At 42.8% G+C, this 25,211-nt stretch carries 26 protein-coding genes and 1 pseudogene; 26 read left to right on the top strand and 1 reads right to left on the bottom strand.

Annotation, left to right across the window (positions count from 1 at the left end):
* Positions 1–214 precede the first annotated feature (214 nt).
* The 9 genes from V1500_RS18035 (at position 215) to V1500_RS17995 (ending at position 7,636) form a co-directional block, all read left to right on the top strand.
* A complete protein-coding gene (locus tag V1500_RS18035; protein WP_409301372.1) occupies positions 215–1,489 on the top strand; it encodes a tetratricopeptide repeat protein in 1,275 nt (424 codons plus the stop codon).
* A gap of 40 nt (positions 1,490–1,529) precedes the next feature.
* The gene (locus V1500_RS18030) at positions 1,530–2,075 is read left to right on the top strand and encodes a ReoY family proteolytic degradation factor (RefSeq protein WP_409306031.1); all 546 of its coding nucleotides are present in this window, start codon (positions 1,530–1,532) and stop codon (positions 2,073–2,075) included.
* Between the two features lie 144 nt (positions 2,076–2,219).
* Entirely contained in the window at positions 2,220–2,672 is a 453-nt protein-coding gene (locus V1500_RS18025; RefSeq protein ID WP_409301370.1) for a YpiF family protein, read from the top strand.
* Positions 2,673–2,848: 176 nt separating this feature from the next.
* Positions 2,849–3,355, top strand: coding sequence for a ubiquinol-cytochrome c reductase iron-sulfur subunit (locus tag V1500_RS18020; protein ID WP_409301369.1), 507 nt, complete (start codon positions 2,849–2,851; stop codon positions 3,353–3,355).
* A gap of 3 nt (positions 3,356–3,358) precedes the next feature.
* Entirely contained in the window at positions 3,359–4,033 is a 675-nt protein-coding gene (gene qcrB, locus V1500_RS18015; RefSeq protein WP_409301367.1) for a menaquinol-cytochrome c reductase cytochrome b subunit, read from the top strand.
* A gap of 57 nt (positions 4,034–4,090) precedes the next feature.
* Complete coding sequence (locus V1500_RS18010) at positions 4,091–4,852, top strand: c-type cytochrome (protein ID WP_409301365.1); 762 nt, start codon at positions 4,091–4,093, stop codon at positions 4,850–4,852.
* A 593-nt stretch (positions 4,853–5,445) separates the two neighbouring features.
* Complete coding sequence (locus V1500_RS18005; RefSeq protein WP_409301364.1) at positions 5,446–6,036, top strand: DUF1405 domain-containing protein; 591 nt, start codon at positions 5,446–5,448, stop codon at positions 6,034–6,036.
* Between the two features lie 75 nt (positions 6,037–6,111).
* A complete protein-coding gene (gene ypjB / locus V1500_RS18000) occupies positions 6,112–6,894 on the top strand; it encodes a sporulation protein YpjB (protein ID WP_409301362.1) in 783 nt (260 codons plus the stop codon).
* A 61-nt stretch (positions 6,895–6,955) separates the two neighbouring features.
* Complete coding sequence (locus tag V1500_RS17995) at positions 6,956–7,636, top strand: zinc metallopeptidase (RefSeq protein ID WP_409301360.1); 681 nt, start codon at positions 6,956–6,958, stop codon at positions 7,634–7,636.
* A 213-nt stretch (positions 7,637–7,849) separates the two neighbouring features.
* On the opposite strand, the gene V1500_RS17990 is transcribed toward V1500_RS17995, so the two are convergent.
* Positions 7,850–8,722 carry a YitT family protein gene (locus V1500_RS17990; RefSeq protein ID WP_409301359.1) on the bottom strand — a complete coding sequence of 291 codons (873 nt, stop codon included), beginning with the start codon at positions 8,720–8,722 and terminating at the stop codon, positions 7,850–7,852.
* Positions 8,723–9,260: 538 nt separating this feature from the next.
* Here V1500_RS17990 and V1500_RS17985 point away from each other — a divergent pair.
* The 17 genes and pseudogenes from V1500_RS17985 (at position 9,261) to V1500_RS17905 (ending at position 25,208) form a co-directional block, all read left to right on the top strand.
* Positions 9,261–9,611, top strand: coding sequence for a nucleotide pyrophosphohydrolase (locus V1500_RS17985; RefSeq protein WP_409301357.1), 351 nt, complete (start codon positions 9,261–9,263; stop codon positions 9,609–9,611).
* 1 nt (position 9,612) lies between these two features.
* Entirely contained in the window at positions 9,613–10,413 is an 801-nt protein-coding gene (dapB, locus tag V1500_RS17980; RefSeq protein WP_409301355.1) for a 4-hydroxy-tetrahydrodipicolinate reductase, read from the top strand.
* 74 nt (positions 10,414–10,487) lie between these two features.
* On the top strand, positions 10,488–10,913 hold the full coding sequence (locus V1500_RS17975; protein WP_409301353.1) for a methylglyoxal synthase: 426 nt from the start codon (positions 10,488–10,490) through the stop codon (positions 10,911–10,913).
* Positions 10,897–11,601, top strand: a complete 705-nt coding sequence (gene bshB1, locus V1500_RS17970) for a bacillithiol biosynthesis deacetylase BshB1 (protein ID WP_409301351.1) — start codon at positions 10,897–10,899, stop codon at positions 11,599–11,601. The genes V1500_RS17975 and bshB1 overlap by 17 nt, the downstream gene beginning before the upstream one ends.
* A 6-nt stretch (positions 11,602–11,607) precedes the next feature.
* Positions 11,608–12,744, top strand: coding sequence for an N-acetyl-alpha-D-glucosaminyl L-malate synthase BshA (gene bshA / locus V1500_RS17965; RefSeq protein WP_409301349.1), 1,137 nt, complete (start codon positions 11,608–11,610; stop codon positions 12,742–12,744).
* Between the two features lie 12 nt (positions 12,745–12,756).
* Positions 12,757–13,950 carry a CCA tRNA nucleotidyltransferase gene (locus V1500_RS17960; protein WP_409301347.1) on the top strand — a complete coding sequence of 398 codons (1,194 nt, stop codon included), beginning with the start codon at positions 12,757–12,759 and terminating at the stop codon, positions 13,948–13,950.
* The gene (locus V1500_RS17955; RefSeq protein WP_409301346.1) at positions 13,935–14,918 is read left to right on the top strand and encodes a biotin--[acetyl-CoA-carboxylase] ligase; all 984 of its coding nucleotides are present in this window, start codon (positions 13,935–13,937) and stop codon (positions 14,916–14,918) included. The genes V1500_RS17960 and V1500_RS17955 overlap by 16 nt, the downstream gene beginning before the upstream one ends.
* A 425-nt stretch (positions 14,919–15,343) precedes the next feature.
* Positions 15,344–16,180 carry a 3-methyl-2-oxobutanoate hydroxymethyltransferase gene (gene panB / locus V1500_RS17950; protein WP_409301344.1) on the top strand — a complete coding sequence of 279 codons (837 nt, stop codon included), beginning with the start codon at positions 15,344–15,346 and terminating at the stop codon, positions 16,178–16,180.
* A complete protein-coding gene (gene panC, locus V1500_RS17945; protein WP_409301343.1) occupies positions 16,177–17,025 on the top strand; it encodes a pantoate--beta-alanine ligase in 849 nt (282 codons plus the stop codon). The genes panB and panC overlap by 4 nt, the downstream gene beginning before the upstream one ends.
* An 81-nt stretch (positions 17,026–17,106) precedes the next feature.
* Positions 17,107–17,490 carry an aspartate 1-decarboxylase gene (panD, locus tag V1500_RS17940; RefSeq protein ID WP_409301342.1) on the top strand — a complete coding sequence of 128 codons (384 nt, stop codon included), beginning with the start codon at positions 17,107–17,109 and terminating at the stop codon, positions 17,488–17,490.
* Between the two features lie 207 nt (positions 17,491–17,697).
* On the top strand, positions 17,698–20,478 hold the full coding sequence (gene dinG / locus V1500_RS17935; RefSeq protein ID WP_409301341.1) for an ATP-dependent DNA helicase DinG: 2,781 nt from the start codon (positions 17,698–17,700) through the stop codon (positions 20,476–20,478).
* Between the two features lie 109 nt (positions 20,479–20,587).
* Positions 20,588–21,415, top strand: a complete 828-nt coding sequence (locus V1500_RS17930) for a hypothetical protein (RefSeq protein ID WP_409301340.1) — start codon at positions 20,588–20,590, stop codon at positions 21,413–21,415.
* Between the two features lie 188 nt (positions 21,416–21,603).
* Entirely contained in the window at positions 21,604–21,774 is a 171-nt protein-coding gene (locus V1500_RS17925) for a YpmA family protein (protein WP_409301339.1), read from the top strand.
* Positions 21,775–21,791: 17 nt separating this feature from the next.
* Positions 21,792–22,268: a DUF5590 domain-containing protein gene (locus V1500_RS17920; RefSeq protein ID WP_409301338.1), complete on the top strand. Its 477-nt coding sequence runs from the start codon at positions 21,792–21,794 to the stop codon at positions 22,266–22,268.
* A 19-nt stretch (positions 22,269–22,287) separates the two neighbouring features.
* Positions 22,288–23,472, top strand: coding sequence for a pyridoxal phosphate-dependent aminotransferase (locus V1500_RS17915; RefSeq protein ID WP_409301336.1), 1,185 nt, complete (start codon positions 22,288–22,290; stop codon positions 23,470–23,472).
* A gap of 137 nt (positions 23,473–23,609) precedes the next feature.
* Positions 23,610–24,310: pseudogene (locus V1500_RS17910) on the top strand (amino acid--tRNA ligase-related protein); the annotation flags it as partial.
* 202 nt (positions 24,311–24,512) lie between these two features.
* The gene (locus V1500_RS17905) at positions 24,513–25,208 is read left to right on the top strand and encodes a DnaD domain-containing protein (protein ID WP_409301334.1); all 696 of its coding nucleotides are present in this window, start codon (positions 24,513–24,515) and stop codon (positions 25,206–25,208) included.
* The last annotated feature ends 3 nt before the right edge of the window (positions 25,209–25,211 follow it).

Below are 25,211 nucleotides of genomic sequence, written 5' to 3'. Positions count from 1 at the left end.
AAATAAATTATAACTTAATAATTTGAAAAAACACAGCAGGTTTACTTAATGGCAAAGACTGCTTGGGATATGATAAACTTATTGTTACTGTCCGAAGAACAAGGCTTTCTGGGAGAATTCACAATGCCCAGAACATAAAAACAAGGACAGATGGAATTCGGGTTTTTAGCACCGAAAACACTTGATAGCAATAACGGCAGAAAGGAATGGCCAAATGAGTACGGTAGAAAAGGCATTGGAGCACCTTAAAAAAGGTGATCTGGATCAGGCTAATATTCATATAAAACGAGTCAAAGCTTCTGAGTCAGCAGAAGATATACTGCTCCTTGGAGAGGAAATGATGCAGCTTGGATTTATGGAGGAGGCGAAAGATCTCTTCCAGCATCTTTTGGCTATGTATCCGGGAGAAGGAGAGTTAATTTTATCTCTGGCTGAAATTTTAATTGACATGGACCAGGAGGATGAAGCAATGCTGACCCTGGAACAAATCAGTCCTGAAGATGATATGTACCCGAGTGCTTTATTATTGGAAGCAGATCTATACCAAATGCAGGGCATGGATGAGGTCAGTGAGAGGAAATTATTGCAGGCTAAAAATATATTGCCGGATGAGCTGTTGATAGACTTTGCTCTTGGGGAACTATATTTCCAGCAGGGAAGAGATCTGGATGCCGTCAGCAGCTATAAGAAAGTTCGAATGGAGCATCGCGAGATCGGGGGGATAAACCTGGATCAAAGAATTGCTGAAGCGCTTAGTGCCTCAGGACAATTCGAGGATGCACTTGACTACTATGAAGCTGCAATAAACGAGAAATTGGAAATAAATACTTTGTTTGAATATGGCTTGACGGCTTATCAGGCGGGGAAATTCGAGACTGCTATCAATAAATTTGACGAATTAAAGGAATTAGACCCTGAATATCATTCACTGTATATATATTTGGCAAGGTCTCATGAGCAATTGGAGGACCTGGATAATGCTTTGAAAATTGTTAAACAAGGCATTAAATACGACCAATACAACAAGGAGCTTTATTTTTACGGCGGAAAGGTTGGCCTGAAACATGGCTTGACCGAGGAAGCAGAGTCATTTTTCCGGGAGGCCCTAGCGATTGATCCGGGCTACCTAGAGGCAGCACTTACGCTTATGAAACTCCTTATGCATGAGGAGAGATTTGAAGATGTATTGGAAACGATAGACAATATCAAAAAATACGGCGAAGACGATCCTCAGTTCGAATGGATGTCCGCAGTCAGCATGCAAAAATTAGAACAGTATGAAGAGGCATTAAAGCACTACCAAACAGCATATAATTCTTTTAACAACAACCAAGAATTTCTTGAGGATTACGGTTTCTTTCTTCTAGAAGAAGGAGACAGACATACTGCTAGAGAAATATTTAGTAAGTTGCTCCAAGAAAATCCTGCAAACGAAGAGTATATCCTGGTATTAGAACGTCTGGATGAAAATCCAAATCTTTCATTATGAGCCGCTAGGGACAAAAAATAAGCAGAGGAGGGATCTCGTGGTGGCTGCCCCTGTATCTGTTAATGAGAAAAAAGATTTTATACGCTGGTTTTTAAATCATTACCAGTTGAAAAGAAGGGAATGTGTCTGGATACTTAATTATCTGATGAGCCATGATCAATTAATGAAGAAGGTGCATTTTGTAGAGAATGCCCAATATTGTCCGCGGGGATTGGTCATGTCTACGCATTGTGTGGACGAAGCCCCATTCAGATTTTACAAATCGAACATCATGACGACTGATGCAGAAAAGTCATTCCATGACATCAGGCTGAATCGCGAAGAAGAAATCTATATCCAATTAAACTTTAAGTCTGCATATGCATCCTATCAATATGCGGCAGTATTGGAAGAGAACCCTTTCATGCCGAAGAGCATAAGAACCAATGAAAAGGATAAAATTATTGCTGAACAATTTCTGGCTAAGTCCCTGCAAACCTATCAAAGGGATAAAATAATGGGGCAGATTGACGAAGCGTTGGACAGGAACGATGAGCAGGCATTCATGAAGCTGACAGAGCAGCTGAACAGATTAAAACAATCTTAATATTGATTTTTCAACCTTACCCGTTCGGGAAGGTTTTTTATTTGGGAACTAATGCGGCCCTTCGATTAATAGATAGTTATTATTCAAGATGGAAAAATGGTAAAATGTAAACGGATTACAAGCAGTTAGAAGGAGTTGGAGCAAATGCGTTGGACACCCAAGGAAATTGATGCATTCAATCAAGCAAAGGAATATATCGATACAATAATGATTCCCCTGATCCCTGTATCGATAGATCAGGATATGAAGCAGTCAGCTTCCATCCATAATTTTATCAATATACTGACTATGTCAGTTGAACAGCAATTCAGAGGAAGGATACTGCTGATGCCCCAGCTATCCTACCTTTCAAGCAGTCCAGTAGAGGACAAGTTGGGGTTGGTTCGCAGCTGGAAGCAGGAAGCCTCCGGATTTAAGCATGTATTGTTCATCACTTCAGATATTGAATGGAAGAGGCATGAAGGCGTGCTTGGCGGCTCTTTATTGTGGATCCCCTCAATGCCGCTGGAACATTTGGCTGATGATCAGGCACGCACATTGGTAAATGATCAGGTACGGCAGCTATCTGATGTATTCTCCAAAATGTGGAGCAAATGACATGAATTGATGGTTGAAGTTTATAAAAAATGCCACATAGTTGCCATCTTTTAGAATTAACAGAATATTGACCTTAGTCAAATATTGATATATCATTGTAATGTCCTAGTTTTATAGTGTTTGTCAAATGATTTGTCCGGTTGGACTCAGTTCAGTGATAGAGGGGGGGAAAATGCATGAGCAAGCATAATGTTTCAAGACGTCAGTTCCTTAGTTACACTCTCACCGGTGTAGGCGGATTCATGGCAGCCGGCATGTTAATGCCAATGGTTAGATTTGCGGTCGATCCCGTATTAAAGGCTGGTGGCGGTGGAGATTTTGTTGCTACCAAGCAGAAAGTGGACGACCTTTCTTCGGAACCTGTACGTGTAGACTTCACTTTCGAACAGAAAGATGCATGGTATACGTCGGAACAAACCGGTTCTGCTTGGGTTTACAAAGATGATAACGATAACATTGTAGCCTTATCACCTGTATGTAAGCACCTGGGCTGTACGGTCAACTGGAATGCCGACAAGGAAAATCCTAACCAATTCTTCTGTCCGTGCCATTACGGAAGATATACGAAAGATGGAGTGAATGTACCAGGCACTCCACCAATCTCGCCTTTGGATAAGTACGAAACCAAGGTAAAAGACGGGATTCTTCAGATAGGTCCAGCAAAACCGCAGAAGGGGGCGTAATAATTGTTAAACAAGATTTATGACTGGGTTGACGAACGTTTAGATATTACCCCATTATGGCGGGATATTGCCGACCATGAGGTTCCTGAACACGTAAACCCGGCACATCACTTTTCAGCGTTTGTTTACTGCTTCGGCGGACTAACATTCTTTATCACAGTCATTCAGATTTTATCAGGTATGTTCCTGACCATGTATTACGTACCTGATATTAAAAATGCATGGCAATCTGTCTATTACTTACAAAATGAAGTAGCATTCGGGCAAATTGTCCGCGGGATGCACCACTGGGGAGCCAGCCTTGTTATTGTCATGATGTTCTTACATACTTTACGCGTGTTCTTCCAGGGAGCATATAAAAAACCACGTGAGCTAAACTGGATTGTCGGAGTATTGATCTTCTTCGTAATGCTTGGATTGGGCTTCACTGGTTACTTACTGCCGTGGGATATGAAAGCGCTATTTGCGACTAAGGTTGGACTGCAAATAGCTGAATCCGTTCCTTTCGCCGGAACTGCTATTAAAACTCTCCTTGCCGGAGATCCAACCATTGTTGGTGCGCAGACGCTTACACGATTCTTTGCGATTCATGTATTCTTCCTTCCGGGAGCGTTAATCGGTTTGATGGCGGCCCACTTCTTAATGATCCGTAAACAGGGTATTTCCGGACCGCTTTAATATCTAGTAAAATACTAACTTTTAAATAACCTTTTCATAAAGGAGGGGAATCGTTCGATGCATCGTGGAAAAGGTATGAAATTTGTGGGGGACTCACGTGTTTCTGCGGAACGCAAACCTAATATTCCAAAGGATTATTCAGAATATCCAGGTAAAACGGAAGCCTTTTGGCCCAATTTCCTTTTAAAGGAATGGATGGTTGGAGCGGTGTTCCTTATCGGCTATCTATGCTTAACAGTGGCCCACCCGTCGCCTCTTGAAAAGATGGCGGACCCAACTGACACAGGCTATATCCCGCTGCCTGACTGGTACTTCCTGTTTCTGTACCAGCTGTTGAAATATACTTATGCGTCCGGTCCATACAATGCAATTGGTGCTCTAGTAATGCCGGGCTTAGCATTTGGAGCGCTGCTGCTGGCACCGTTCATAGACCGGGGCCCTCATCGCCGTCCTTCTAAACGCCCGTTTGCAACAGGCTTCATGCTTTTGGCACTTGCGGCAATCGTGTTCCTGACATGGCAGTCAGTGGCTCACCATGACTGGGAGGCAGCGAAGAAACAAGGTGCCATTGCAAAAAACAATGTTGACAAGAATAGTGATGGCTATAAGCTTTACAAAGCCAGCTGTGCCGGATGCCATGGTGCTGAGCTAACTGGTGGCACCGCAGCTCCAAAGCTCCTAGATAATGGCCTGAAGCCTGAAGAAGTAGCAGAGATTGCTACAAAAGGTAAAGGAAACATGCCTCCAGGAGTTTTTAAAGGTACTGAAGAAGAATTAAAAGTACTCGCTGAATTTATTTCTGGAGCTAAATCTCAATGATGGGTAGAAAAACTGACGTTTCTTCGTCAGTTTTTTTTGTCAGATAAGAAAGTATAATTTTTGCCCTTAGACTGAAGTCTAGCTTCGGCGTACACGAAAAACAAGTGGCGACTCCGACAGGACCCACAGGATGTATGGCCAGTCACAGGCCACACAGGAAATGAGGTCGGCATTGCCAGGCCTAAAGATGTAGGTCGTGCATTGCCGGACTCCACGGAGGCGGGGTCAATCAGCCTTGTCACAGGATGGTACAGAACTTAGCTAATCTTCCACGTGTGGCGCACATAGCCGAGTTTCCACTTATGAAGGGTTTATCTGGTTTTCAGGTGACACACTTAGCTTACCCGTCACCAGGTGCCGAGGGCCCTTCGGACCAAGGCACTTCCGTTTTGCAAAAGTAGTTCAAGCATTCCAGTTAAACTGGGCAGATCCCTTTTTGGCTAACCCTTTAGTTAGAATAAGGAATGAAGCTTATAAAGGAGCGCTGTCCAGTTGATTTTTATGGCGTTCCGTATACAAAAAGTGAAAAAGAGTTGGTTATTGGCTCTTATATCGATAGAATGGAGTTATGCTGAAAAAGAAGAGGGACATAGATGAAAATGATATATGCTACACTATCTAGCCGCAGCTTTCTTTGGCTGCTTCTCATTGTCAACATCATAGGTACTATTTACGGATATTACTGGTATGGTTATCAATTGAAAGAAACTCCCGGCATATTTTTGGCCTTTGTACCGGACAGCCCGACTGCCAGCCTATTTTTCGTATTTGTCGTGTGTGCGTTTCTGATGAAGAAAAGCTGGGGACTTATAGAGGCCCTAGCGGTTATTACCTTATTTAAATATGGGATATGGGCTGTTGTGATGAACCTATTAACACTGTATACACAGGGTTATTTGCCATGGGAAGGCTATATGCTGATCGCATCCCATGCGGCCATGGCTCTTCAGGGGCTGCTATATTCTCCTTTTTACCGCATGAAATACTGGCATTTAGCCGCGGCAGGTGTTTGGACACTGCATAATGATATTATAGACTATGTCTATAAAATGATGCCGCAGTATGGCAGCTTGATGCAGTATATGAACAATATTGGGTATTTTACCTTCTGGCTTAGCATTATTTCTATATTTTTAGGGTATTACTTCGGTATAAGGAAAAAACGCTTGACCCTGTCCTTGTAAAAATTTCCTTGGCACTGGTCTACTGTATGTGTGCTCCTCATATTTTGTAGTAGAGATATGGGGAGGGACAAGTGTATGTTTAAAAGGGTTCTCTTATTTACCATCGTTTTGTTTACATTCTCTTTTGTTAAAGTTCATGCGGAAACCTCTTCCATCTTAGTACAGCTGGATGAAATTTCTGATGAAGCACTCCGGATGGCAAAAATGAAGAGATATGAAGATACTGGAAAGATGCTGGATTTTTTTGCGGAAAGGTTTTTAAAGGTCTCGGCAGCACAGCATGCATTTAATATGGATGAGCTTAGAATCATCACAGTTGCACATAATGACGCCCTCCAGGCAGTAAAGAACAACGGGATTGCCGAAATGCAAAAGGTCAATGCTGTTACAAAATTCAGGCTTGTCATGGATGCGATTAAATCCACTCATCAGCCGCTATGGACGGAGATGGAGGACCAGATTATGTCCACGTTCAGCGAGACTAAAGAAGCTGTCCAGAATAACGATCCCCAAAAGTTTAACGACGGGTTCAATAAACTCTTGTCGCAATACGAGATGATTTATCCCAGCCTGATGATTGACCTGGCACCTGAAAAGATCCAAAAGCTTGATGCCCGGCTAGAATATATTAACCAAAACAGTGAAGAGGTGTTCCTTCATAAGGATAGCCGGTCTGAGCTGTATGCTCTGCAAAAAGATTTGAAGTCAATTTTTGATGAGATGAATGAAGATGAGGCAGACCCTTCACTTTGGTGGATGATTATTTCAACAGGGAGTATTATCATATTGACTTTATCTTATGTTGGCTGGAGAAAATATCAAGGTGACAAGGAAAAGAGCATTGGAAAGGCTGAGTAATGGAATGTTATGCCGAAAGTCCATATATAACCCTAATAATAGACCTACCTAGGAGGAAGATATGCAGTATCTTATCTACATGGCGATCATCATATTAATTCCAATCTACGCCCAAATCAGGGTTAAACGCACCTATAATAAATATTCCCAAGTGCCGTCAGCTTCTGGCAGGAACGGTGCACAAACCGCAAGGCAAATTCTTGATGACAATGGCCTGTACAATGTGACGGTAGAAGAAACCAGGGGATTTCTGAGTGATCATTATGATCCAAGAAGCAAAACGGTTAGGCTTTCTTCAGGAAACTTCCATGGACAGTCATTGGCCAGTGCTGCGATTGCCGCACATGAGGTTGGGCATGCCATCCAGGATGCTCAGAACTACGGGCCATTGCGTTTGCGCCATTCACTTGTTCCTGTAGCTAATATTGGTTCTAATCTTTCATGGGTATTAATCATGATAGGCATATTTGCGCAAATGTCAGGCATGTTATTGCTCGGTATAATTTTTATGGCGGGGGCTGTTCTATTCCAAGTTGTTACCTTGCCAGTTGAATTTAATGCCTCTTCTCGGGCTATGGACCAAGTGGTTTCACTTGGCATTATCCGGCAGGATGAAGAAAGAGAGACCAGAAAAGTTCTTAATGCTGCCGCAATGACTTATGTAGCGGCTGCTGCAGTAGCTGTTCTGGAATTGGTTCGTCTTATTCTTATATATACAGGCATGACAAGAAACGAAGATTAGGCCATATTTAAACGAATAAAAATCAGCTCCCGATGAGGAGCTGATTCAGACTGTAGTCAAAACTCAAATTGCTACAGTTTTTGCTTTCATTTGCTAATGAAGTCTGGGGTTTTTTACTTGAAATAACTATTGTAATCATAAAAGGGGTCCGGAATGTTTCATTCCGGATCCCTTTTATCTACATTCTGAAGAAATGCAGCCGGAGCTGCTTTTTCATCGCTGTATAGGATTTTTATTTTCATCAAATGTAAATCCCTCACCAAGCACATCATGGACTTCACTGACAGATACGAATGCATGCGGATCCACAGAGGTAATCGCATTTTTCAGCCTGACAATTTCATTTCTTCCAACCACGCAGTACAGGACTTCCCGTTCCGTCTTGGTGAATGCGCCATATCCCTTTAAGACGGTCACGCCACGGTTCATCTCTTTAATGATTTTATCTGCTATTTCAGTGTTTTTATCAGAAAATATCATAGCTCCCCTGGCGGCATAGCCACCTTCCTGCATAAAGTCGATGACTCTCGCCCCTATAAAAACGGCCACCAATGTATACATTGCCTCGCGAGGATTAAGGTATGTAATAATAGAAAGAGTAATCACAACTGCATCGAATAAAAACATGGTCCTTCCCATGCTCCATCCAGCAGCATTATGGACAAGCCTTGCTATGATATCTACACCGCCGGTGGTTCCGCCGAATCTAAAAATAATTCCAAGTCCTACTCCAATACTGACTCCTGCAAATAATGCGGCAAGCATCAAATCATGTCCAAGTGAAAAGTTATATTGATATCTTTCAAAAATCCATAGCCAAAAGGAAAGGCCGACTGTCCCTAGTATCGTATAAATAAAGGTGATCCTGCCTAGATATTTCCATCCGATAAAGAACACCGGGATATTTAACAACAGGTTGGAGTACGAGGGATTCAAGCCGGTCAGCTGATAAATGATTAAGGTAAGACCAGTGAAGCCTCCCTCGGCCAGATCGTTTTGAATATTGAAGTGGATGAGCCCGAAACCAAAAATCGCGGAACCCAAGATGATGAATAGTACATTTTTTAGTCTGATTTCTGAGAACATTCTATTAAAACCTCCCAATGTTGTGCCGTGCTGTCAAATCCCGACCCTCAATGAAGATTATTATAAAGAATTTGACATGCCGCCGCAACAGAGCGATTCCGGGTAAATAATTTGTCAATCGTTGAAGTTTTAGCTAACATGAGGGAGAATAACGACTAGAGAGTTCCCTAATTACACTGGCTCGTCTGGCGTAGCTCTTCAGCCTATACATATTGATTTTACATTTTGGGTTGTTAACACTGTCGATAACACCTTATATCTGTTGCATTGCATTGTGGCGAAACGTTCAGCTGCGTTGACAATACACAGTCTCTAGGAAATTTACCAGCGTTACATCGAGATGGCGCGGAAATCTTAGGGAGTTTTTCCGAATCTATTGAAATACTTCGCTGGATAGGCTTTGGACAAAGGAAGAAAATAAATTCTCAGGGTGACGGGTTTATTTTTCATTTGATGGCCTGTAAAGGGCCGAGCATTTTTTGTCGGCAAAAAGACTAACTTTTTATTGCACAAAGAGATCAGTAAAGGGATGATGATATTGAGCAATCAAAAAACGATACAGGAATTGCAAAAAGAAGTGGACCAATACATTAGTCAGTTTAAAGAGGGATATTTCAGCCCGCTTGCTATGCTAGCAAGGATGACAGAAGAATTGGGGGAGCTCGCAAGAGAAGTAAATCATTTTTATGGTGAAAAACCCAAGAAGAATACAGAGAAGGAAAACACTGTTGAAGAAGAGCTCGGTGACATGCTGTTTGTGATCATTTGTTTCGCAAACTCTCTTGGTATTGACCTGCAGCAGGCTCATGATTCTGTCATGGAAAAATTTAGAACGCGTGATAAAGATAGATGGACCAAGATTTCTAATAATGCAGAAGGGGAAGAATAAAATGGAAAACATCAAGATCATTGTAGCAGGACCTAGGGGGAGAATGGGGAAAGAGGCAGTCAAACTGGTACAGGATACTGCTGGCTTTGAATTGGCAGCTGTACTGGATAGGAAATATGAGGGAGAGAATCTGTCTAATATAGAGGGCTTTCAAGGAATTGACGCACCGGTGTTTACTGATGCGGAACAATGTTTTTCTGCAGTGGAAGCGGATGTCCTTATCGATTTAACTACACCGGAGGTTGGAATGTTTCATTCAACGGCCGCTTTAAGGCATGGAATCCGGCCGGTTGTTGGCACTACGGGTTTCTCACCTGAGGATCTGGAAACATTGTCCGCATTGACGGAGGAAAAAGGAATTGGCTGTATCATTGCTCCCAATTTTGCAATAGGAGCCATTTTAATGATGAAATTTTCACAAATGGCAGCCAGGTATTTTCAGGATGTGGAAATCATTGAGCTTCATCATGATCAAAAACTTGATGCACCATCAGGCACTGCAGTCAAAACCGCGGATATGATCAAAAATATCAGAGATCCAAAGGTTCAGGGACATGCTAATGAGAAGGAAATTTTAGCCGGAGCAAGAGGGGCGAATGTGGACGGGATGCGTATACACAGCGTCCGTCTTCCTGGATTGATTGCGCACCAGCAGGTAATGTTTGGAGCAGATGGACAAATGCTGACAATCAGGCATGATTCCTTTAACCGTGCATCGTTTATGTCCGGGGTTAAGCTTGCAGTGGAAGCGGTCGTGAAACTCCAAGTGCTGGTATATGGACTGGAAAATATCATGGAATAAGAAAGTTGGATCTATCCCGAGCTTTTTACATATTCACCAGTTTCACATAAAAGGTAAACGATAGGGAGGGGCCTATGAAAATTGCTTTAATTGCCCATGATGATAAGAAGGATGACTTAATCAGGTTTGTAATGGCCTATAAGAGCATTTTTGCACAGCATGAGCTTTTCGCAACGGGAACAACAGGGAAACGAATACAAGATGAGGTTTCATTGAATGTCCATCGTTTTAAATCAGGCCCGCTCGGAGGAGATCAGGAAATCGGTGCAATGGTTGCAAGAAACGAACTTGATCTTATTATATTTTTCCGCGATCCGCTCACTGCACAGCCTCATGAACCCGATGTGTCAGCATTGATCAGGGTGGCAGATGTGTATTGTGTTCCTTTGGCGACAAACATGGGGACGGCAGAAGTATTGGTACAAGGGATGGGGCAGGGATTGATGGACTGGCGGAAAATCATCGGGGAACAAGGTGAAGATAATGGAAGAAAAGGCTGATATTTTGGCGTTCGGCGCCCATGCGGACGATGTAGAAATTGGCATGGGTGGAACACTTGCAAAGTATGCGGCAATGGGAAAAAGAATTATGATTTGTGAACTTACAAATGCTGAACTATCTTCTAACGGCACTGTGAAGTTAAGGAAGGAAGAGGCCAAAAGAGCTGCAGACATACTGGGTGTGGAGCGGGTGACACTAAACATGCCTGACAGGGGCCTATTCCTTTCAAAGGAGTTAGTCGATGAAGTAGTGGATGTCATCAGGGAATATAAACCGCGGTTATTATTTGCCCCATTTTTAGAGGACCGCCATCCTGACCATGGCAATTGTGCGAGAATCGTGGAAGAAGCCGCATTTTCAGCGGGCATTCGCAAGTATGGCACGGGTAGAGACATGGAGCCCCATAAAGCGGACGGCTTATATTATTATATGATCAATGGATTTCATAAACCTGATTTTGTAGTTGATATTACTGAGACCATTGATAGAAAACTGGACAGTCTAAGAGCTTACAAGAGCCAGTTTGTTAAAAGTGCGGGTGGTGTCGATACACCGCTTGTAAATGGTTACATAGAAACAGTGGAAGCAAGGGAGAGGCTGTTTGGAACTGAAGCAGGAGTCTCGTATGCAGAAGGTTTCCTCTCCAAGAAACCCATCCTTCTTTCGCGCGATTTATTAGGAGAATAAAATTATATGAAATTAAAAATCGGCATTACGTGTTACCCGACTGTAGGCGGCTCAGGTGTGATTGCCACTGAGCTTGGAAAGCTTCTTGCTGAAAACGGGCATGAAATTCACTTTATTTCATCCAGCCTGCCATTCCGCCTTAACAGGATGTATCCAAATATATATTATCATCAGGTGGAAGTAAATTCGTATTCGGTATTCCAGTACCCTCCATATGACCTTGCATTGGCGAGTAAAATGGCAGATGTCATCAAAAGGGAGGAGCTGGATATCCTCCATGTGCATTATGCGATTCCCCATGCCGTATGTGCTATACTGGCAAAGCAGATGGCAGAATCAAACGTAAAAATTGTAACAACCCTGCACGGTACGGATATTACAGTACTTGGATATGACCCATCATTGAATGACCTGATTAAATTTGGCATCGAAAAGTCTGATATGGTGACTGCTGTTTCAAAGGCACTGGTAGGGCAGACGAATGATCTCATAGCGCCGGACAAGCAGATACGGACGGTTTATAATTTTATCGACGAACGCGTATATCAAAAGCAAGATTCCTACCATCTTCGAAGTGAATATGGAATTTTGGACCATGAAAAGGTGTTTATCCATGTATCCAATTTCAGGGGAGTAAAACGTGTACAGGATGTCGTGAAAGCTTTTCACCTTGCCTCAAAGAAAGTGCCTTCCAAGCTGCTTCTCGTCGGAGACGGCCCGGAAATGACACTGGTAAATAGATTGGTGAACGAGCTAGGGATCAAGGATCACGTTGTATTTCTGGGAAAACAGGATAACCTTGCCGAATTATATTCCATTAGCGATATAATGATACTTCTATCTGAAAAAGAAAGCTTTGGCCTGGTCCTCTTGGAAGCGATGGCTTGCGGTGTTCCCTGTGTAGGAACGGATATAGGGGGCATACCGGAAGTTATTGATGATGGGGTCACCGGTTTTATATGCGATTTGGGGGATGTTGAGCAAGTGGCCGAAAGGGCTCTTGACATTCTTACGGATCCACAGTTGCATGACAGGCTATCCAAGGCAGGATTAGAGAGAGTCAAGTCCGAATTTCGCTCAGATATTATAAGGCAGCAATACGAAGCATTGTATTATGAACTGCTTACTCCACAAATGGACTAAAGGGGTTTCGGTATGAATGATTTATTTGCTCAAGCAGTGCCGATAATCAAATTACTCGAGAAAGCCGGATATGAAGCTTACTTCGTAGGCGGTTCTGTAAGGGATTATCTAATGAACAAGTCTATTCACGATGTGGATATAGCGACTTCCGCCACCCCTCAGGAAGTCAAAGCCATTTTCGGAAAAACTGTGGATGTAGGCATTGAGCATGGGACAGTCATCGTTTTACACCGCGGAAAATCATATGAAGTGACTACCTTCAGAACAGAAAGTGGTTATTCAGACTTTAGAAGGCCGGACCATGTCGAGTTTGTCCGTTCACTTGAAGAAGATCTAAAACGCAGGGACTTTACGATAAATGCCATAGCCATGAAATCGAACGGTGAAGTGATTGACCCGATGGATGGGAGAAAGGATATCCACAACCGCCTTCTTGTAACTGTAGGGGATCCGGATGAACGATTTCGTGAAGACGCCCTTCGAATGATGCGGGCTGTCCGCTTCATCAGCCAGCTTGATTTTGAACTGGATAAGGAGACGTTTGAGTCATTGCAAAACAATGGCTATATGCTGAAAAACATAGCAGTTGAAAGGATTTACACGGAATTTGAAAAGCTGTTAACTGGCATCAGCATAAATAAAGCAATTCATCTGTTGGCAGAGTGCGGCCTATTTAAGTACCTTCCCGGATTGGCCCGTATGCGCGACTCACTCGAAAACTTTGCCAAATTACCATTGAAAAATGCGGGTAGTACGACCGAGCTCTGGGCCTTATTAATGGTGTTTAGTGAGGAACAGGATATCGAAAAATTTTTAAGAGCCTGGAAAATGCCCGTGAAACAGATTCGCGAAATCCAGAGCATCACAACATTAGTCCGAAACTGGCCAATTGCATTAAAGGAAAAGCATCCCCTGTTTTATGCCGGGGAGCTTGCTGTGAAATCAGCTAAAGTATTCGATCTTGTTCAAGGCGGAGATACGAGGGAAAACGAAACATATGTCAGGGAATGGTTTTCCAGGCTGCCGCTAAAGAATATGTCAGAATTAGCCGTCAATGGTTCGGACCTTTTGTCATGGTATAAGAGGCAGCCAGGCCCATGGGTAAAGGACGAACTTCAATTTATTATTGAAGGCATCTTAAATGCAAGGGTATCCAACGAAAAAGAGGAAATAAAGGAGTGGCTTTCATTTTGCGGACGGATGTAAGAAGCAAGCTGTTACAAGCATTCACCAATGCGGGAGGGGAATTTATATCCGGCCAGGAAATCGCTGAACACATCGGGTGTTCAAGAACCGCTGTTTGGAAACATATCGAGAATCTGAGAAATGAGGGGTACGTCCTAGAAGCAGTTAGAAAAAAAGGTTACCGTATTGTTTCTGCACCGGAAAAAGTGACTGCGAACGAAATTATGCTGGGTCTAAAAACCCATCGGCTTGGGCAAAAGATACATTATCAGGAGACGGTGGATTCCACACAGAAAATTGCCCACCGGCTGTCAAATGAAGGAGCCCCCGAAGGGACCATTGTAATAGCTGAGGAACAATCACTCGGAAAAGGAAGGCTTACAAGGGCCTGGTATTCACCAAAGTATACAGGAGTATGGATGAGCCTGATTTTAAGGCCTAATATACCTTTTCAGCAGGCTCCCCAGCTTACACTGTTGGCCGCAGTTTCTGTTGTACAAGCCATTGAAGAGGTGACCTCACTCCTTCCAGGCATCAAATGGCCTAATGATATTTTAATAAATGGACGGAAAGTGACGGGAATACTGACTGAACTTCAGGCAGAAGCGGACAGAATTCATTCGGTTATTACAGGGATCGGGATTAATGTAAATCAGCAGGAACAAGATTTTCCGGAGGAACTAAATCAGAAAGCTTCTTCTCTCTTCATAGAAAGCGGCCAACGGATTTCAAGGGCGGAGTTAATCCAGCAGACACTTGTAAAAATGGAAACTCTTTATGATCTTTATTTAGAAAAAGGGTTTGGGCCGATCAAGCTCCTCTGGGAGAGCTATGCAGTAAGCCTTGGAAAGCAAATTAAGGCTTCTACCCTGACAGAAACTCTATATGGCACGGCCCTCGGAATTACAGACGAAGGTGTCCTGCTTTTGGAGGACGGCAAAGGGCATGTACATTCCATCTATTCTGCCGATATTGAAATCCCTCAATAGTTTCCTTTTATGATAATTTTGTTCTTCACAGTAGATAGTAATAGTATTTTTAGGGTGAAATTGTTATAATCTTTTTGGGCAGTATCGAACAGAACTGCACCCTGTAATCTTTTATAATTTTAAAAAATATATTTCTGCCTTGATCCATACGGACGGGGACGGAGGGATGAGAAAAACTAGAGATGTGCACAAAGGCCGGCCAGGCAATCAAAGGATCTACCATTTACAGCCAATTAAGTAACGATGCTGCTAAAAATATGATCCGACATTTTGGCCGGCCTTTTTTCATTTTCTCAGGAACCAATCATATTTTTATTATTTACAAGAGAAACTAGTGAAATAAAAGCTGGTTTAGCCCAAATCGTTTCAGCATAATAGGATTGGTATGATTTTTTCATCTCCCTCTATGAAAAAGGAGGAAAACTATGAAATTGTCAGGGAAATTTATGAAAATGAAACAAAACGGTGAAAAGATCGTAATGCTGACCGCATATGATTATCCAAGTGCAAAATTAGCAGAGCACGCAGACGTGGATATGATTCTTGTAGGGGACTCCCTTGGAATGGTGGTACTGGGATACGAATCCACTGTACCAGTAACTATAGACGATATGATCCACCACACGAAAGCTGTGGTTCGTGGCGCCAAGGGTACTTTTACCATTACAGATATGCCATTTATGAGCTATCATCTTTCGATGGATGAAACGCTAAAAAATGCTGCGAGAATTATTCAGGAAGGACAAGCTGACGCAGTAAAAGTTGAGGGTGCAGATAATGTTATCGGGAAAATAGCAGCCATGACCAAAGCTGGCATCCCTGTAGTTGCCCATCTAGGCTTAACTCCGCAATCTGTGGGCGTTCTTGGTGGCTATAAGGTTCAGGGGAAAAATGCTGAAGCAGCGCGAAAGCTTATGGAAGATGCTGTCAAGTGCGAGGAAGCAGGAGCGATTGCACTGGTGTTGGAATGTGTGCCATATCAAGTAGCTGAAATGGTCACTAAAGCCTTGAAGATACCAACGATAGGAATCGGGGCCGGGTCCGGTACTGATGGACAGGTCCTGGTGTACCATGATTTGGTGAATTATGGCGTGGACCGGGTAGCCAAATTCGTTAAGACCTATGGTGATGCTAACAGTCTGATATCAAATGCAATCGGACAATATGTACAGGAAGTGAAATCCATACAATTTCCAGGCCGGGAACACTCCTTTACTATGAATGAAGAAGAAATTGCTGCACTTTATGGAGGAAAAGCATGAACATTATTACAACCGTGAAGGAAATGCATAATACTATCATCGAGCAGAAACAGCAGGGAAAGACAGTTGGGTTCGTCCCTACAATGGGCTATCTCCATGAAGGGCATCAGCAACTGCTTATGAATGCCAGGGCGCAGAATGATATAGTTGTCCTTAGCATTTTTGTTAATCCTACCCAATTTGGCCCGAATGAAGATTTTGATACGTATCCAAGGGATATGGACAGGGATGAGAAGATAGCAGCAGAAGCGGGTGTGGATTATATTTTTTTTCCTACGGTCCAGGAAATGTATCATGACGAACCATCTGTCTCTGTTCGTGTGAAAAGCAGGACTGATGTATTGTGCGGGAGAAAACGACCTGGCCATTTTGACGGAGTGGCCACTGTCCTGACAAAACTATTCAACATCATTGCGCCTGATAAAGCCTACTTTGGAATGAAGGACGCCCAGCAAGTGGCTGTGGTGGACGCCCTTGTAAGGGATTTTAATTTTAATATTCAATTGGTTCCAGTGGAGACTGTCCGCGAGGAAAACGGCCTGGCTAAAAGCTCACGGAATGTATACCTTCTGGAAGAAGAAAGAGATCAAGCGAAGGAGCTTTACAAAAGTTTGGAGCTTGCAAGGGAACAAATCCAAAAAGGCAGCCGGAACCCTGTGGAAATTGTCAAACTAATGACTGAATATATCGAAGGACATACAAGCGGCCAGATAGATTATATAGAAATTTATTCATATCCAGAATTAAGCCCGCTTAAGCATTTGACAGGAAAGATCATCATCGCATTGGCCGTGAAGTTCACCAGAGCCAGATTGATTGATAATATGACGCTTACAATTAATTGATGGAATACATTAATGGAGAGTTTTTCAAGAACTGTTCGGTCCAATCATGAGTGATTGGAAAATTCAAGGAGGAAAATAAACATGTTTCGGACTATGATGAATGCAAAAATACATCGTGCCCGTGTGACAGAGGCAAATTTGAATTATGTGGGCAGCATCACAATTGACGAAGACATCCTGGATGCCGTGGGAATGCTTCCGAATGAAAAGGTTGCCATTGTTAATAATAATAACGGTGCCAGGCTTGAAACCTATATCATTCCTGGCCAAAGAGGCAGCGGGGTTGTATGTTTGAACGGAGCTGCAGCAAGATTGGTGCAGCCAGACGATATTGTTATAATTATTTCTTATGTCATGCTTCCAGAGGATATGGTAAGAGAGCATAAGCCGAAGGTAGCGATTATGGATGAGTTCAATAATATTGTCGAACTCATTGCCGAGGAGCCCGAGGCTACTATCATGTAAAAGCAATAAGCCCCTAATTCGAGGGGCTTTTTCTGTTTGTGCGAGAGGCCGTTTTAAGGCTTTAAAACAATGCACAGATTAAGGCTCCATTTATGGTTTTCACGTACAAAAGCCCTCTTTTGAATCGCATTGTTTATTTTAATCATAAAATAGGCTATGGTATAAGAAGCTAAGAAGAAGAGTAAGCATTTTTGAGGAGTTTTCAGTATGTCACAGCGTTATGTAGTAATAGATTTAGAAACAACAGGGAATTCCCCTAAGAAAGGGGACAGGATTATCCAATTCGCCGGGGTCGTGATTGAAGGTGATAAGATAGTTGATGAGTATTCCACTTTTATCCATCCGGGACAGGACATCCCTTTATTTATAGAAGAGCTTACCGGGATTGATAATGAAATGGTGAAGCACGCACCTCAGTTTGAGGATGTAGCTCCCAGGATTGCCGAATTCCTCGCAGATGCATGTTTTGTTGCTCATAACGTCCTTTTCGACCTGTCATTTTTGCAGGAAGAGCTAAAGCGCTGCGGTTTTGAGGGTTTTTATGGCTCTACGATCGATACGGTGGAATTAAGTAAAATAATGAAGCCGACATCAGATGGATATAAATTAAATCAACTGGCCAAGGAGGAGAATCTGCAGCATGAAAGGCCACATCGCGCGGATAGCGACGCGTATGTTACAGCGTTGTTGTTCATGGAGCTAAAGAAAAAAATGCTGCGGCTCCCTCTTATTACCTTGAAGCGTTTGTATAAGCTTTCTTTTTCATTGAAGAGTGAAATATCTGACCTTCTCGATGAGTGTATTGCGGAAAGACTGCGCCAACCAGAATATCACAGGCCGGAAATCGAAATATTTCGCGGGCTTGCATTACGGAGAGTGACTAACAATCGTACATATAGTGAGGGTTCATATCCTTACCCCTATGACCACAAAGATAAAATGAGTCTGATGACACAAGCTTATGCGGACCTTGAGTCCAGGCCGGCACAGCTGGACATGATGGACAAGGTTTTTGATTCTTTTATTAATAAAGAGCCGATAATGATCGAGGCAGGGACAGGCATTGGAAAATCGCTGGGTTATTTGTTGCCGGCAGTATTTTTTGCAAGGGAATACCAAGCCAAAGTAGTGATTTCTACATATACTCTTCAGCTGCAGGAGCAGTTGATCCATAAAGAGGTTCCAAAGGTGAAATCTATGGTCCCCTTTGAATTTAGGGCTGTTTTGTTGAAGGGAAGAGCTAATTATCTCAGCCTTGCAAAATTTGAACTGGCACTAAGGCAAAAGGAGGATAATTATGAAACCGCCCTTGCCAAGATGCAGATCCTGGTATGGCTTACAGAAACAGAGACAGGTGACAAGGATGAATTAAACCTTGGAAGCGGCGGGCAGCTATTCTGGGAGCGGCTGCAAAGTGACAGATTAATGTTTTCAGATATTCAAGAGCCGTGGATTTCTTACGATTTTTATGAAAGAGCAAAAGGTGTGGCCGATAAAGCTGATATCATAGTAACCAATCACTCCTTTTTAATGGCCGATATCCTGTCCAATGAAGGAATTATCCCTAAGTCAGGATATCTTGTGCTGGATGAAGCGCATCAGCTTGAAAGAGCAGCGGCAAGAAGCATGGGTGCAAAGATGGATTATATTTCAGTAAAAACCTTATTTAATAGGATTGGTACATATGAACAAAAGCTTATGCTGTACCGCATTGAAAAAATATGCCGGGAACGCAAGCTTGACGATGGCCTAAATATAAAGTCGATCGAAAGGTCCATTTCAGATTTTCACTATGAATTTGAGCAATTCTTCTATTTACTCGCGGCAAAGGCTGATGCACTAACCGCTTCCACTGCTCCACAAAGGATTCCGTTAGAGGCACTCGGCAACGGCATGAGTACACTCTCCATCATGGCAGAAAGGCTGGTCGAGCTTATAGGCATCATTTGCCAAGGGCTGGATGACCGACTGGTGCTTCTTAAGAAAGCAGATGGGCTGGGCAAAAACGCAATGTTCTTTCTTAATGAAGTGGAAGCCCTAATAAGACATATGGAGAAAATAAGCAGGACAATACATGAATTTTTTATTAGTCCCGACAGTGGTTCCGTATACTGGCTTGAATATACGCGAGCAGCTCCCCATCACGGCATCTCGATTTCCTCTCAGCCGGCTGCCGCTGGAAGGATTGTTTGGGAAACCTTTTTTGCCGGGCAAAAAAGTGTGGTAATGACTTCCGCAACCCTTAGTGTCAAAAATTCATTCAGATATTTCATGAGTGAGCTCGGTATCTCAGATTCGCATATTAAAAAGGTTGTATATCCAGAGGCCTTCGACTTTTCAAAGTCGGCAAAAGTGATTGTTTCTAAAGACATGCCTGATATACAAATTGCTGCACCGGAGGCCTTTTCAAAAGCAGCTGCACAGCATATTGTACAGGCGGCAAGGGGAGCTCGGGGCAGAACGATGATTTTGTTTACCTCACATGAATTGCTTAGAATGACCTACCAAAATGTGAAGGATGACGGAGGGTTGGAGGAATTCACGCTACTTGCCCAGGGGGTAACAGGGGGAGGAAGGGCGAGACTGCTGAAAAATTTCCGCACTCTCGATAAAGCCGTCTTATTTGGGACAGCTGGACTTTGGGAGGGAATAGACATACCTGGAGAAGACCTGTCTTGCCTTGTGATAGTCCGGCTTCCGTTTTCTCCGCCTGATGAACCTGTGGCTGAGGCGAAATACAAACTCATTGAACAGCATGGAAAGAATGCATTTTCCTATTACTCGCTCCCGGAGGCAATTCTAAGGTTTCGCCAGGGCTTTGGCAGACTGATCAGGACTCATAAGGACAAAGGGGTGCTCTTATTGCTGGACCGTAGAATCTACACGGCCAAATACGGAAAGGAATTCGTTGCTGCTATACCTGCTGTGCAATGGGAAGAGGTCGGTCTTTATCATTTAGCAGACACTATTAAAAGGTGGCTTGATTGACCGGAATGATCAGTAAATATAATGACCAAAGAATAAAAATGCAGAGGGAATAATTAACAGATAAGATAGGGAAAATATATACAATATAGCTCTATTTGGAGGGTTTATTGTGAAGCTTCTTATGGTATGGCTGGCTTTAAGTTTATTTTCCCTTAATGAAACGGCTTCGGTTCCTGATGAAATTAAAAAGATAGATCTAAATTTATCGGAGCAGGAATACTCAGTTACCTTTTTTGATTTATCGGAAGGTGAAGCCACCCTCATTCTGAGCGGGGATGGAACCGCCATTTTGATAGATACAGGAACAGATAAGTCGAAAAAGGAACTTTCCAGATGGCTGAAGCTTTATGGTGTGGAAAAAATCGATGTCTTGGTCCTTACAAAATTTAACATGACGATTGCGGATAACGTTAAATGGGCAGTTTCTGATTATAATATACCTTTTGTAGTAGCAGGAAAATCGCTGTACCAAAATAATCGAGGATTTTTTGACGACTTGAATAGTACATCGGTGAAAATATGGAAAACTGGAACACAGGAGATATTTTCTGAGAAGGTGGGTTTCCAGGTTATCCATGAGGATGACAGCCAGGAAAACGGGCTGGATTTAATTATTAAGGTCGCAGAAAATCGTTTGCTTTATCTGACTTCATCTGCAAAGGTGTCTGCTGAGTTGGTCGAGGGAGTTGCTCATGAACATACGAATATGATTAAGGCAGACCCAGGCTCTTTGACAGTGGAAACAATCGAGCAAATAGACCCGCAGACAGTGGTGTTGAACCGGAATTCAAGGAAGTCTGCTGGACTGCTTGAAAAGCTTCATGAGCAATGGGTCAAAGTTTACGTGCTTAGCAAACAGGGTACAATCACCGCTAAATTTACCGAAAAGACCCACGAGGTTTTTCCGATAAATAACCATTTGTATCAGCAGAAATAAACTAGATAATCCTTGAATAAAATATTATCAGAATCTTGCTAAACTGTTATAATGGTAAAATAAGTTGGCTAATTTTAATCTTCGGAAAAAGATGGATAAATATTTTCACATGATCCAACCGAAAACAGCCTGCATTGCGAGGCCTACAGCTAGCCGCTGCTGCCATAACAAATTAGGGGGAGTCTTTGATGGAAAGCAAAATTGAAGTTATATCGACGGTAAAAATTCAAAATACTCCTGACCTGTACAAAATTGTCGATGCATTAAACCGCAGCCTGAAAGATCGCGATTTGATGTTTGGTCTTGCCCTGGATAAGGAGAATCAGGAAAAAGCAGTATTTACAATCTACCGTACATAGGAAAGAGTGAGTAAAATTTGAAAAAATGGGTGATTTTTGCAGCCGCTTTGGTGATTTGCATAGGGGGCGTCACAGCCGCTGCTTATATACATGCATTAGGTCCAAAAAAGGAGGCAGCAGACATAGCATTTAAGGAAGCTAAGGATGCCGCTGGAATTGTCACAATGGACGATTTTTATGTTTATAATGGTAAAGATTCTTATAATGTAGTAGTTGGAGAAACAAAAAAAGGCACCAAAAAGGTCATTTGGCTCCCAAACAAGAAGGGAAGCCAGCCGGTGATTGAAAATTATGATACCGGGATATCGAAATCTGAGATTACCAGAATTGCGAACAAACAACTAAAGCCTGCCAAAATTATTTCTTTAAAGCTTGGTATGGAGCAGGACGTTCCTCTTTGGGAGGTAACGTATCTTGACAAATCCAACAGGTATAATTATGACTATTATGATTTTAAATCGGGAGAATGGCTGAAGTATTACAGGAGCATTTAGAATTAGGGGGACGAATCTTATGAAATTAGCTGGGCGTGTGCAAGCATTGACTCCATCTTCAACATTGGCAATCACTGCAAAGGCAAAGGAATTAAAAGCACAGGGTCTTGATGTCATTGGCCTGGGTGCGGGTGAGCCAGACTTTAACACTCCACAGCATATTATCGATGCCGCTGTGCGCTCGATGAATGAGGGGAAAACTAAATATACTCCATCGGCAGGACTGCCTAAGCTAAAGGAGGAAATTGCCTCCAAGCTTAAGCATGACCAGGGTCTGGAATATAAATCTTCAGAAATTATGGTAGCCTCAGGTGCAAAACACGCACTTTATACATTATTTCAGGCCATATTGGATGAAGATGATGAAGTAATAGTGCCTATTCCGTATTGGGTAAGCTATCCAGAACAAGTAAAGCTTGCCGGCGGGACACCTGTATATGTGGAAGGTAAGGAAGAGAATGATTTTAAGCTGACTAAAGAACAGCTTGAAGACAGCATTACTGCCAGAACAAAGGCTTTAATCATCAATTCTCCAAGCAATCCAACAGGTATGATTTATTCTGAGCAGGAGCTGCGCGCAATAGGGGAATTATGTGTGGAGCATGACATCTTAATTATCTCGGACGAAATATATGAGAAATTGGTCTATGGACATTCTAAACATATCTCTATTGCCCAGCTATCGCCTGAATTGAAGCAGCAAACCATCATTATTAACGGAGTATCTAAATCGCATTCAATGACTGGCTGGAGAATCGGATATGCTGCCGGGGATGAGCAAATTATAAAGGCCATGACCAATTTGGCGAGCCACAGCACGTCCAATCCAACCACTACTGCACAGTATGGTGCCATTGCGGCATACGCTGGACCGCAGACAGAAGTAGAAAAAATGCGCGCCGCATTTGAACAGAGGCTGAATATTATCCATGATAAGCTGGTTTCCATACCGGGAATTACATGTGTTAAGCCTCAGGGAGCCTTCTATCTATTCCCTAATGTCAAAAAAGCTGCTGAGATGACAGGTTACAAAACAGTTGATGACTTTTCTTCAGCATTGCTTGAAGAAGCTCTTGTAGCCGTTGTACCTGGATCGGGCTTTGGGGCTAACGATTATGTTCGACTCTCGTATGCAACCTCGCTGGAACAGCTAGAAGAAGCGGTTAAACGGATCCATAACTTCGTTAAAGAGAAGATGGCTTAAGAAGCCGTCTTTTCTTTATTAGATAAGAAAGTATAATTTTTTCAGCTTAGACTGAAGTCTAGCTTCGACGCACACGATGTACAAGTGCCAACTTAGTCAATCCCCAGGCGACGGGGACAGTAAGCGTGGCTCATGCCTCAGTGGCTATGGCTCTAGGAATAGTATTTTCGTTCTATCCAACCTTCCGTGCTGAAAAGACAAAGGCACGGCACCACCTAATCGAGTACTGGATGATTGAACCGGAGATGGCATTTAATGAATTTAAGAGACTTACAGGTACAGGAACATTTTGTTTCATTTATTGTTCAGTCAGTGTTAAAAAAATGCCGGCTGGAATGGAATAAGTTAGGAATGAGTATGTCCAAGCTTGGGAATATCAAGGCGCCTTTCCCGCGGATTCCCTATGATGATGCGAGTAAATTCCTTGATGAAAAAGGTTTTAATGATATTAGTTGAGGCGATGATTTCGGTGCACCGCATGAAACTGCGGTTGCCGGAGAGCTTTGACAAGCCTGTGTTCATCATCCAATATCCGGCTTCCTTAGAGCCTTTCTACATGCAGCCTGATGACGAGCGGGGAGAGGTTGTGCTTGGTGCCGATTAGATTGCTCCTGAAGGCTTAGGGGAAATCATTGGCGGATCACAGAGAATCCATGATTTTGACCTGCTGAGCCAGAGTATCGAGGAGCATGGATTGAACTTGGACGCATTTAAATGGCATTTGGAATGAATACCGCACTCCGGATTTGGATTAGGACTTGAAAGAACTGTGGCCTGGATCAGCGGAATGGAGCATGTACGAGAAACTATCCCGTTCCCGAGCCTTCTAAACAGACTGTGTTCTAAAGTAAGTATGAGCAAAAAGGGGGACGGTATCCGCCATACAGTGGATATCGTCCTTCCTTATGTTTGGAATGTGAAGATCATAAGGGGCACTTATCCGGCGTTCCCTATTTGATATTGATGTAAAAAACTTTCAATTTAAATCAACTTAATCCCAGCAAGGGTTTCGTGTTATACTTATATAGAGGTGTCATAATATGATGAAAGACAAGTTATTATCCTGGTTAAACGAAGGCAGCATAACAATTCCGGCTTTCCTTTTATCCCACTATAAAATCATGGGGTTAAACGAGCAGGAGGTCATGCTGCTGTTGCAATTACAAAATTTTACGGACAAAGGCAACGGTTTTCCGACTCCGCAGCAACTTACGTCGGTAATGACTTTTCAGGAAACCGAATGCCTTTTTATTATTCAGCGCTTGATACAAAGAGGGTTTATAGAAATCCAGGAGGAATATACTGATTCCATCCGACACGAAAGATATTCAATTGACCCATTTTACAGTAAAATGATAGACTGCTTCCTCAAAGTGACAAAAGAAAAGCAGGAGACTCAGGACGAGGCTGAGGGGGAAAGCTTATACACAGTTTTCGAAAGTGAGTTTGGAAGGCCACTTTCCCCATTTGAGTGTGAGACATTGGCAATGTGGATGGAGGATAACCACCATCCCGATATTATAAAAGCTGCATTACGGGAAGCTGTGATTTCGGGTAAAATTAACTTTAGGTATATCGATAGAATCCTATTTGAGTGGAAGAAGAATGGAATTAAAACGCTCGAACAAGCTAAAAGCCATGGACAAAAGTTCAGAATGCATCAAAAACGCACAAAGCGCTTGGAACCTGCGGTTTCAGGAAAAGAGGTCCCTTTCTATAATTGGCTTGAACAGTGAGTT

Origin of the sequence: Peribacillus sedimenti, from assembly GCF_046237635.1 — a bacterium.
Classification (GTDB): Bacteria; Bacillota; Bacilli; order Bacillales; family DSM-1321; genus Peribacillus; species Peribacillus sedimenti.
Note: the sequence above shows the minus strand (reverse complement) of the source record. Positions and strands in the feature narration are given on the sequence as shown.